The following is an 11119-nucleotide window of genomic DNA, read 5'->3' as shown; positions in this document are numbered from 1 at the left end:
GCCCGGCGCATGTCGCTCAGCGCACGCCGAGCAGCTCCACATCGAACACCAGCGTCGAATTGGGCGGGATCACGCCCGGGAAGCCGCGCGAGCCGTAGGCGTAGTCGGGCGAGCAGGTGAGCTTGGCGCGCGTGCCGACCGACAGCTTGGCCACGCCCTCGTCCCAGCCGCGGATGACCGAGCCCATGCCGATCACGAACTGGAAGGGCTGGTTGCGATCGCGCGAGCTGTCGAACTTCGTGCCGTCGAGCAGCGTGCCGGTGTAATGGACGATCACGGTCTGGCCCTTGGCCGGGAAGGTCTTGCCGTCGCCTTCGGTGACGACCTCGATTTCGACGCCCATGGCGCGTCCTTTCGTTGGGGTTTGGGGCCGGCGATTATGCGCGGCCGGCGCCCCGCCGCCGGCACCGTCGCGGCCGAGCGGGCACCGCCCCCCGGCCTCGCTGCCTCAGCAACCGGCGAGATCGTGGCAACCGGCACGACCGACCAGCTGCCCGGGCGCCGCGCGCGACGACAGGAAGAGGCAGACGCCGTTGCGGTTGAGGCTGTCGTGCGCGACCAGCAGATCGAGCCGGCCATCGCGATCCAGATCGCCGGCCCACAGCAGGCTGGCTGACGACAGGTAGTCGCTGCCCGGGGCGGACTCGCCCACGCTCAGGCCGTCGAGTGGCGTGACGCGGTCATCGAGCCGCAGGCGCGGGCGGCCATCGGCCACGTCGATTCGGTAGTCGCGCCCGTCGAAGGGCAGCCGCAGCGGCGCGGCGGCCTCGAAGGCGAGCGTGCCGGCGCGGAAGTCCAATGCCGGCGTCCGGACCTTGCCGGCCGTCAGCCCCGCCTGCCGCACGAAGACCAGCACACCGGCGGGTCGGTCGGGAATGCGCACGCCGGGCGGCTCGCCCGGCCCCTTGTCGATGCGGGCCGGCCGCAGCTTCACGCGCACGAGTTGCCAGCCTTCGTCGGGCGCGTTCAGCGCAAACCAGCCGTCACCCGGCCGGGCCGGGGCCTGGTCGGCCGGATAGCTGCCCGGCAGCAGCACGGCGGGCACGGCGCCCGCACCGGCCGGCGGGCAGGCGAGCGCGCCCAGGCAAGCGGCGAGCGCCGCGCGGGCAAGAAGGCGAAGGGATCGAAGGCGCATCTCGGGCGGGCGGTTCGGGACGGCCCGCGACGATACGCCCGCCACCGGTCAGATCAGCGGCAGATGCTTCTGCTCCTCGATCAGCGTGGCGCTGGCCACGACGCCGCCGACCACCGCCGCATGCGCATGGCCGGCGGCCACCGCATCGAGTCCGCCGCCCAGGCTGCCCGGCGCGGCGAGCAGGTCGGCGAGCGCAGGCGTGGCGTGGCCGGCCGGCGCGCCGGCATCGGCCGGGATGCCAGCCGTGCCGCCAGCGCCCGTCTGAGCGTCGTGCGCCGTCGCGTCATGCGCGGCGGCCGCCGCGACCGTCGCCGCCGCCACGCCGGCCGGCGTGGCGGAAGCCGCCGTGCCCGTGGCCCGCGCGAACCACACGTCGGCCATCGCATGCGAGGCGCCGTCGGCCGTCGTGTAGCTCGATTCGAGTCCGAGCAGGTTGCCGTGGTCGACGGTGGTGCCGGTGCTGGCATGCAGGTCGAGCGCGGTGATGCCGAGCTGGGCCAGCGTCACGAGTTCGCTCGCGGCGCTCTTGCCGTCGCCGTTGGCGTCGATCCACACGCGCAGTTCGTTCCAGGCCGCGTCGGCGCCGCTGAGCTTGCCGTCGTGGTTGCTGTCGAGCGCGGCCATCGCGTTGTAGCCGTTGCCGGCGCGGCTGCCGTCGGCCAGCGGCGTGGCGCTGCCGAACAGCTCGCGGCCGTCGTTGATGACGCCGTCGCCGTTCAGGTCGCGCACCAGCAGGCCGTCGGTGGCCGAGACCCAGCCCACCTGATGCGCATGGCCGGTGGCGTTGAGGTCGAAGCTCACGCCGGCCTCGGCGGCGAGCGTGGTCACGCCGTTGCCGTCGAGGTCGAGCACCACGGGCGAGGTGGCGATCAGCGCGTCGAGCTGGCTCACGCTCATCTCGGCGATCTGGGTGCCGGTGAAGGCGCTCGATTGCGTCATCGTCATCGCGGCGATGGCGTCGGTGCCGAGCGCGACCACCTGGTCGGTGGTGAGCGCGGCGATCTGCGCGGTGGTGAGCGCATGCGCCTGGACCGTGGTGAGCGCGGCGATGTCGGCGGTGCCGATGGCCACCACCTGCGCGGTGCCGAGCGCGGCGATCTGGCTCGACGTCATCGCGGCGAATTCGGCCGTGGTGAGCGCGCCGATCTGCGCCGTGGTCAGGCCGCCCACCTGCAGCGTGGTGAGCGCGGCGATCTGCGCCGTGCCGAGGCCGGCGATGGCGGCGGTGTCCACGGCCGCGAGCTGGGCCGTGCTCAGGGCCACGAGCTGCGCGGTACCGAAGGCGGCCACCTGGTCGCTGGTGAGCGCGGCCATGTCGGCGGTTTCGAGCGCGCGCACGCCGTTGAGCGAGAGCGCGGCGAGCTGGGCGGTGCCGAACGCGAGCACGTCGTCGGTGCCGAAGGCGACCACCTGGGCCGAGGTGAGCGCGGCCATCTCGGCGGTGGTGAGGCCGGCGAGCTGGGCGGTGGTGAGCGCGTCGATCTGGGCGGTGGTGAGCGCCGCGAGCTGGGCGGTGCCGAGCGCGCCGATCTGGTCGGTGGTGAGCACGGCCACGTCGTCGGTGGCGAGCGCCGCCGCCTGCGCGGCCGTCAGCGCCGCGACCTGGCCCGTGGTGAGCGCGACCACCTGGTCGGTGCCGAGCGCCACGAGCGCCGCCGCGCCGAGGGCGCGCAGGTCGATGGTCTCGATCGCGGCGATCTGCGCCGTGGTCATGGCCGCGACCTGCGCGGTGCCGAGCGCACCCACCTGCTGGGCGCTCAGCGCCACCACCTGGGCGGTGGTGAGTGCGGCGATCTGCGCGGTGGTGAGCGCGGCCATCGAGGAGACGGCCAGCACCGCGATGTCGGCGGTGTCGAAGGCGGCGATCTGGTCGGTGCCGAGCGCGGCGAGCTGGGCCGTGGTGAGGGCGCGGGTCTGGCCGGTGCTGAGCGCGGCGATCTGCGCGGTGTCGAGCGCGCCGAGCGCGGCGGTGCCGACGCTGGCGATCTGGGCCGCCGTCAGCGCGGCGATCTGGGCGGTGCTGAGCGCGCCGGCCTCGTCGGTGGTGAGCGCGGCGATCTGGCGCGTGTTGAGCGCCAGCACCTGGGCCGTGCCGAGCGCGGCGATCTGCGCCGTGGTCAGCGCGGCGAAGGCGTCGGTGGTGAGCGAGGTGATCTGCGGGCCGCTCAGCGCCGCGATCTGCGCCGTCGTGAAGGCGGCGGTCTGGGTGCTGGTGAAGGCCGCGACGCTGGCCGGCGCGAGCGCGGCGAGGTCGGCGGTCTCGATCGCGGCGACCTGGGCGGTGTCGAAGGCGCCGATCTGCGCCGTGGTCAGCGCGCGCATCTGGACGCTGGTGAGCGCCACGACCTGGGCCGTGGTGAGCGCGCCCACGGCGCCGGTGCTGAGCGCGGCCACCTGGGCCGAGGCCAGCGCCTGCAACTGCGTGGTGGTGAGCGCGGCCACGGTGGCGGTGGCGAGCGCGCCGATCTGGTTCGGCTTGAGCGCGCCGATCTGCGCCGTGCCGAGCGCACCGACCTGGGTGTCGGCCAGGTTGGCGATGACGCCGGTGGCGAGCGCGCCGACCTGGGCCGTCGTGAGCGCGCCGATCTGCGCGGTGGTGAGCGCCGCCGCCGCGCCCGAGGTGAGCGAGGCCACCTGGGCCGTCGTCAGCGCCGCCACCTGGGCGGTGCCGAGCGCGGCGAGGTTGTCGGTGCCGAGCGCGGCGATCTGCGCTGTGGTCATGCCGATGAGCTGGCCGGTCGTGAGCGCGGCGGCCTGGGCCGTGCCGAGCGCCGCCACCTGCGCGGTGGTGAGCGCCGTGACCTGGCTGGCGAGCAGCGCCGCCACCTGGGCCGTGCCGAGCGCGGCGATGCCGTCGGTGGCGATGGCCGCGACCTGGCTGTTGGACAGGCTGCGCAGATCGACCGTCTCCATCGCCGCGATCTGGGCGGTATCGAGCGCGCCGAGCTGGGCGTTGGTGAGCACCTTGACCTGGTTGGTCGTGAGCGCGACCACCTGGGCCGTGGTCAGCGCCGCGATGTCGGCGGTGGTGATGGCCACGGTCTGCGGCTGGGTCAGCGCGCCGATCTGGGCCGTGGTGAGCGCGGCGATCTGGTCGGTGCCGAGCGCCGCCACCTGGGCCGTCGTGAAGGCGGCCACCTGCGCGGTGCCGAGCGCCACGAGCTGGGCGGTGTCGAGCGCGCCGAGCTGGGCCGTGCCGAGCAGCGGCACCTGGGCCGCCGTCAGCGCCGCCACCTGGGCGGTGCCGAGCGCCGCCACCTGGGCCGTCGTCAGCGCCTGGAAGGTGGCCGGCAGCAGCGCGCGCAGGTCGGCGCTGGTGAGCGCGGCGATCTGGTCGGTGCCGAAGGCGGCGATCTGCGCCGTGGTCAGCACGCGTGCCTGGTTGCTGGTGAGCGCGGCGATCTGGTCGGTGCTCATCGCGCCGATGTCGGTCGTGCTGATGGCGGCCATCTGCGCCGTGGTGATGGCCGCGACCTGGGCCGTGGTGAGCGCCGCCACCTGGGCGGTGTCGAGCGCGCCGATCTGCGCGGTGGTCATCGCCGCCAGCCGCGTGGCGCCGAGCGCGACGAGCTGGTCGGTGCCGAGCGCATGCACGTCGGCCGTCGGCAGCGCCGCCACTTGCGCCGTCGTGAAGGCCGCGACCTGGGCCGTGCCGAGCGCGCCGATGTCGTCGGTGCCGAAGGCGCCGACCTGGGCCGGCGTCAGCGCCACGAGCTGGGCGGTGGTGAGCGCGCCGATCTGGTCGCTGCCGAGCGAGACGATGTCGGCGGTGGTGAAGGACAGCAGCTGGGCCGTCGTCATCGCGGCGATGCCGGCTGTCGGGATGGCCGCGAGCTGGGTGCCGGTGAGCGCGATCACCTGCGGCACCGTGAGCGCGGCGATCTGGGCCGTGCCGAGCGCGGCGATCTGGTCGGTGGTGAGCGCCGGCAGTTGCAGCGAGGTCAGCGCCAGCATCTGGGCGGTGGTGAGCGCGCCGATCTGCGTGGTGGTGAGCGCGGCGGCGTTGGCGGTGCCGAGCGCGGCGATCTGCGCGCTGCCGAGCGCGGCGATGCGGTCGGTGGCGAGCGTGATCACGTCGCCGGTGGCGAGGGCGCCGACCTGCGGCGCCGTCAGCGCGCCGACCTGGGCCGCGGTGAGCGTCTCGATCTGCGCGGTGTCGAGCGCGACGATCTGCGCCGTGGTCAGCGCGCGCACCTGGTCGGTCGTGAAGGCATGCACCTGGTCGGTGGACAGCGCGGCGATGTTGGCGGTGCCGAGCGCCGCCAGCTTGGCCGTGCCGAGCGCGACGATCTGCGCCGTGCCGAGCGCGGCGGCCGCCGCCGTGCCGATGCCGAGCACCTGCACCGTGTTGAGCGCGGCGATCTGGGCCGTGCCGAGCGCGGCGATCTGGTCGGTGCTCATCGCGTGGATGCCCGCGCTGGTCAGCGCCGGGATCTGGCCCGTGCCAAGCGCGGCCACCTGGGCGGTGGTGAGCGCGGCCACGTCGGCGGTGCCGAAGGACGTCATCTGGGCCGAGGTGAGCGCGGCGATCTGGCCGGTGGTGAGCGCCGCGACCTGGTCGGTCGTGAGCGCGCCGACCTGGGCCGGCAGCAGCGCGCGCAGCGCCGCGGTGCCGAGCGCCGCGACCTGGGCCGTGCCGATCTGGGCCAGGCTGGCATTGGTAAGCGCCACCGCCTGCGCCGACGACATCGCCGCCACCTGGGCGGTGGTGAGCGCGGCGGCGTCATCGGTGGCGAGGGCGCGGATCTGGGTGGCGGTGAGCGCGGCGAAGGCCGTGGTCGTGAGCGCCGCGACCTGGTCGGTCGTGAGCGCGACGATGGCCGCCGTGGTGAGCGCGGCCACCTGGCCGGTGCCGAGCGCCGCCACCTGCGCGGTGTCGAGCGCGGCCACCTGGGCGGTGCGCAGCGCGCCGATCTGCGAATTGGTCAGCGCCTGCACCTGGGCGGTGGTGAGCGCGCCGACCTCGGCCGTGGTGAGCGCCGCCACCTGCACATTGGTGAGCGCGGCCACCTGGCCGGTGCGCAGCGCCACCACCTGATCGGTGGTGAGCGCGGCCAGCGCGGCGGTGGTGAGCGCCACCGTCTGGGCATTGCTCAGCGCCGGCAGCTGGGTGGTGGTGAGCGCCGCGATCTGGGCCGTGCCGAAGGCCGTCATCTGCGCGGGCGTCAGCACCGCGAGCTGGGCGGTGCCGAGCGCGGCGACGGCATCGGTGGCGAGCGCCGAAATCTGGTTGGTGCGCAGCGCCGGCAGCTGCGTGGTGGTGAGCGCGGCGGCCTGGGCCGTGTCGAGCGCGGCGATGCCGGCGGTGGTCAGGGCCGCGAGCTGGCCCGCGTTGAGCGCGCGCAGCTGGCCGGTGGAAAGCGCCGCCACGTCGGCCGTGGTGAGCGCGCCGACCTGGGTCGCGCTGAGCGCGGCGATGCGGTTGGTGGGCAGCGCGGCGATCTGGTCGGTGGTGAAGGCGGCGATCGCGGCGGTGCCGAAGGCGGCCATCTGCGCCGTGGTGAGCGCGGCCACCTGGCCGGTGCCGAGCGCCACCACGTCATCGGTGCCGAGCATCGAAAGCTGGCTGTTGCGCAGTGCCGCCACCTGGGCCGTCGTGAGCGCGGCCACCTGGGCGGTGGTGAGCGCGTTCATCTGGGTGGAGGTGAGCGCGGCCACGGCGGTCGTGGTGAGTTCGGCGATCTGGGTCGCGTCGAGCGCATGCACGGCGGCCGTGGTGAGCGCCGCCACCTGGGTGCTGGTGAGCGCCGCCACCTGGGCGGTGGTGAGCGCGGCGATGTCGGCCGTGCCGAGCGCCGCGGCCTGGAGCGCCGTCAGCGCGGTGATCTGGCCGGTGGTGAGCGCCGCGAGATTGGCGGTGCCGAGCGCCGTCACCTGGGCGCCGGTCAGGCCGGCGAGCTGGGCCGTGCCGAGCGCGACGATCTGGTCGGTGCCGAGTTCGGCGAGCTGGGCGGTGGTCATGCCGCGCGCCTGGGCGGCGGTGAGCGCGGCCACCTGCGCGGTGGTGAGCGCGCCGATGTCGTCGGTGCCGATGGCGGCGATCTGGACCACGTTCAGGCCGGCGAGGTCGGCCGTGGTGAGCGCGGCCACCTGGGTGCTCGTCAGCGCGTGCACCTGGGCCGTGGTGAGGGCGCGCGCCTGGGCCAGCGTCAGCGCCGCCACCTGCGCGGTGGTGAGCGCGGCCATGTCGTCGGTGGCGACCGCGACGATCTGCGCGGCGGTGAGCGCCGCCACCTGCGCGGTGGTGAGCGAGGCCGTCTGGTCGGTGGTGAGCGCGACCAGCTGGGCCGAGGTCAGCGCGAGCATCTGGCCGGTGGTGAGCGCGGCGATCTGCGTCGTGGTGAGCGCGGCCAGCGCGGCGGTGCCGAGGGCCGGCAGCTGCGAACTGAGCAGCGCCTGCAACTGCGCCGTGCCGAGCGCCGGCGCCTGGGTGGCGGTGAGCGCGGCCAGCGTGGTGTTGGTGAGGGAACGCAGGTCGTCGGTGGCGAGCGCGGCGATCTGGTCGGTGTCGAGCGCGGCGAGCTGGCTGCCCGTCATCGCGCGCACCTGGGCCGTGGTGAGGGCGACGATCTGCGCCGTGGTGAGCGCGGCCATCGTCGCGGTCGGCAGCAGCACGGTCTGGGCCGGCAGCAGCGCGGCGATCTGGGCCGTGGTGAGCGCGGCGGCCTGGGCCGTGCCGAGCGCCGCGATCTGCGATGGCAGCATGCCGGCCACCTGGGCGGTGCCGAGCGCGGCCACCTGGTCGGTGGTGAGCGCGCCCATCTGGCCGTTGGTGAGGGCGCGCGCGCCGGCCGTGCCGAGCGCGACGATCTGGTCGGTGGTGAGCGCGGCCACGCCGGCCGTGGTGATGGCGCCGACCTGGGTCGCGCTCAGCGCGCGCAGGTCGGCGCTGGTGAGCGCGGCCACCTGGTCGGTGGTGAGCGCGCCCATCTGCGCATTGGTCAGCGCGCGCGCCTGCACCGTGGTGAGCGCGGCGATCTGGGCGGTGGTGAGCGCGGCGATGTCGCCGGTGGCAAAGGCGGCGAGCTGGGCCACCGTCAGCGCCGCCACCTGGGCCGTGGTGAGCGCGGCCAGCGCGTCGGTGTCGAGCGCGACGATCTGCGCCGTGGTGAGCGACAGCGTCTGGCTCGAACTCAGCGCGGCGACCTGGTCGGTCGTGAGCGCCGCGATGTCGGCCGTGGGCAGCGCGGCGATCTGGGCATTGGTGAGGCCGGCCACCTGCGCGGTGGTGAGCGCCACCGTCTGGGCGCTGGTGAGCGCGGCGGTCTGCGACGGCGTCAGCGCGCGCAGCTGGGCGGTGCCGAAGGACGGCAGCTGGGCCGTCGTCAGCGCGGCGACCACGGCATTGGTGAGCGAGGCCATCCCCGAGGTGGGAATCGCGGCGATCTGGGCCGAGGTGAGCGCGGCGATCTGCGCGGTGCTGAAGGCGCGCCAGTCGGCGGTACCGAGGCGGGCGATCGAGGCGGTGGACAGCGCCGCGATCTGCGCGGTGGACATCGAGGTGATGAGCGAGGCCATCTTGTTCTCCGGGGGTCCTTGCCGCGCAGGCGGTCGGCGTCGCGCCCCTCCCACGATGGAAACGCGCTGCCTGGACCCAATTTGGTCAGGCTCGGAGGCTAAGTGCCGACTTACATCCAGAAGCGGGCGAGCTGCGATGGAAAACGCCGGGTCATCGCGCTCAAGTTTTCTGGCGCGCCGCCGTCAGGAGCGGAACATCGCCAGCACGCCTGAGAAGCCCGCCGACGGTCGGGATGTGGGAAAGCCGCGCCATCGAACGGGGCGCGCGCGGCCGCATCGTGGCAAGCGGCGCCGTCCGCGCCGCCGGGGCGCGGAACGAACGGTCGGGCGGCATTCCGCAGACCTGACTTGCCCTCGGCGCGGCGGCGACGGACGGCGGTGCTAGCGTCGCGGCCATGACCGCCTTCCGCCCCGTTCCGATGCTGCTGGCCGCGCTGCTGGCGAGCGCGGCTCCCGACGCCGCCACCTCCGCCACCTCCGCCACCTCCGCCGCCTTCGCCACCTCCGCCGCCTTTGCCACCTCCGCTACCGGCGCCACCTCCGCCGCTCCTGGCGTCCCTGCCGGCGCCACGGCCGCGCGCCCGGCGGACGCTGCCACGCCGGGCGCCGCACCTGCGGCCACGCCCTCGGCCGACCCCGCCGCGCGGCGCCACTCCCCGCTCGCGCGGATCACGCCCGCCAACGTCGCGCGGCTCGCGCCGGCCTGGCGCTTCGCCACCGGCGCGACGCGCGGCCACGAAGGCGAGCCGGTGATCGCGGGCGACACGCTCTGGATGGTCACGCCCTGGCCCAACCGCGTCATCGCGCTCGACCTCGCCACGCGGCGCCGGCGCTGGACCTACACGCCCAAGCAGGACGAATCCGCGCCCGGCCGCATGTGCTGCGACACGGTCAATCGCGGGCTGGCGTGGGCACCGCCAGCGGCGGCCCCGGCCGAGGCCCGAGCCGCGACGCGCGCCGGCCGCCGCGATGCCGGCACCGTCATCGTCGCCACCGCCGACGCCAGCCTCATCGCGCTCGACGCGGCGACCGGCGCCGAACGCTGGCGCGCGCAACTCGACGACCCGGCCAGCGGCGCCAGCAGCAGCGGCGCGCCGCGCGTCTTCGGCGACGTGGTCATCGCCGGCATCGCGGGCGGCGAATACGGCGTGCGCGGCCATCTCGACGCCTACGACCTGCGCAGCGGCCGCCACCTCTGGCGCGGATACAGCACCGGCCCGGACGCCGATCTGCTCGTCGATCCCGACCGCACGCTCAGCTGGCGCGACGGCGCCGCGCGCCCGGTCGGCCCCGACTCCTCGCTGCAAAGCTGGCAGGGCGAGGCCTGGAAGCTCGGCGGCGGCACGACCTGGGGCGGCTTCAGCTTCGACGCGAAGCGCGGCCTCGTCATTTACGGCAGCGGCAATCCGGGCACGTGGAATCCGCGGCAGCGCCCCGGCGACAACCGCTGGACCAACGCGCTCTGGGCGCGCGACCTGCGCAGCGGCCGCGTGCGCTGGGTGTTCCAGCTCACGCCGCATGACGAATGGGATTACGACGGCGTCAACGAGTCGATGCTGTTCGACGGCCCGCCGCCGGCGCGCCGGCCGCTGCTCGCGCACTTCGACCGCAACGGCTGGGCCTATGTGCTCGACCGCGAGACCGGCGCCCTCGTGCGCGCCGACCGCTTCGACCCGGCCGCCAACTGGGCGACGCGCATCGACGCGCGCTCGGGCCGGCCCGAGGTCGATCCCGCGAAATCGCTCCAGCACGCGGGCGAGGACACGACCGTCAGCAACATCTGCCCCGCCGCGATCGGCGCCAAGAACCAGGCGCCCGCCAGCCTCGACCCGGCGCGCGGCCTGGCCTTCGTGCCGATGATCCGGCTGTGCATGGACATGGAAGCCTTCGCCGCCGACTACGCCGCCGGCCAGCCGTGGATCGGCGCGAGCTATACGCTCAGGCGCGCGCCAGCGGCTGGCGCGGGTCTGGGTTCAGGCGACAGCTCGGGCGACGGCTCGGATTCGGGCGACGGCTCCGCCACATCGGCCGCGAGCGCGCCGCGCGCCGCGCCCGCCCTCGCCTCGCCCGGCGCCCTGCTCGCCTGGGACGTGCTCGCCGGCAAGCCGCGCTGGACCCATGACGAGCCGCTGCCGCTGTGGGGCGGCGTGCTGTCCACGGCATCCGGCCTCGTGTTCGCCGGCACGCTCGACGGCTATCTCAAGGCCTTCGACGCGCGCGACGGCCGCGTGCTCTGGACCTCGCCGCGCCTCGGTTCGGGCGTGGTGGGCAGCGTGACCAGCTGGGAATGGCGCGGCCGGCAGTACGTGGGCGTGTTCAGCGGCGCGGGCGGACTGGCGGCGGATGCCGACGGCATCGGCCGGCTCGCCGCCGACGCGAAGCCGCTGCCCCCGGGCGAAGGCGAATTCGTGGTGTTCGCGCTGCCGGAGTGACGACGCCGCCGCGGTGACGGGCCGCGATCGTCAC

4 protein-coding genes are annotated in these 11119 nt (G+C 75.0%); 1 reads left to right on the top strand and 3 read right to left on the bottom strand.

What is annotated here, in order from left to right; translation table 11 throughout:
• Nucleotides 1-16 precede the first annotated feature (16 nt).
• From H566_RS25685 to H566_RS25680, 3 genes are all read right to left on the bottom strand, one after another.
• Nucleotides 17-343 (bottom strand): FKBP-type peptidyl-prolyl cis-trans isomerase, encoded by a 327-nt coding sequence (locus tag H566_RS25685; protein WP_034411998.1) that lies wholly within the window; start codon nucleotides 341-343, stop codon nucleotides 17-19.
• 105 nt (nucleotides 344-448) lie between these two features.
• The gene (locus H566_RS0115815; RefSeq protein ID WP_156924462.1) at nucleotides 449-1045 is read right to left on the bottom strand and encodes a hypothetical protein; all 597 of its coding nucleotides are present in this window, start codon (nucleotides 1043-1045) and stop codon (nucleotides 449-451) included.
• Nucleotides 1046-1183: 138 nt separating this feature from the next.
• A complete protein-coding gene (locus H566_RS25680; protein WP_051378857.1) occupies nucleotides 1184-8653 on the bottom strand; it encodes a hypothetical protein in 7470 nt (2489 codons plus the stop codon).
• A 395-nt stretch (nucleotides 8654-9048) separates the two neighbouring features.
• Here H566_RS25680 and H566_RS25675 point away from each other — a divergent pair, with 395 nt between their 5' ends.
• Entirely contained in the window at nucleotides 9049-11085 is a 2037-nt protein-coding gene (locus tag H566_RS25675) for a PQQ-dependent dehydrogenase, methanol/ethanol family (RefSeq protein WP_084545186.1), read from the top strand.
• Nucleotides 11086-11119 lie beyond the last annotated feature (34 nt).

Source organism: Derxia gummosa DSM 723, assembly GCF_000482785.1.
Lineage (GTDB): Bacteria > Pseudomonadota > Gammaproteobacteria > Burkholderiales > Burkholderiaceae_E > Derxia > Derxia gummosa.
This window is presented reverse-complemented; position numbering and strand designations above follow the sequence as displayed.

Excerpts from the sequence above, each read along its gene's own strand:
- H566_RS25685 (WP_034411998.1), bottom strand. The coding sequence starts at position 343 with ATGGGCGTCGAAATCGAGGTCGTCACCGAAGGCGACGGCAAGACCTTC.
- H566_RS25680 (WP_051378857.1), bottom strand. The coding sequence starts at position 8,653 with ATGGCCTCGCTCATCACCTCGATGTCCACCGCGCAGATCGCGGCGCTG.
- H566_RS25675 (WP_084545186.1), top strand. The coding sequence starts at position 9,049 with ATGACCGCCTTCCGCCCCGTTCCGATGCTGCTGGCCGCGCTGCTGGCG.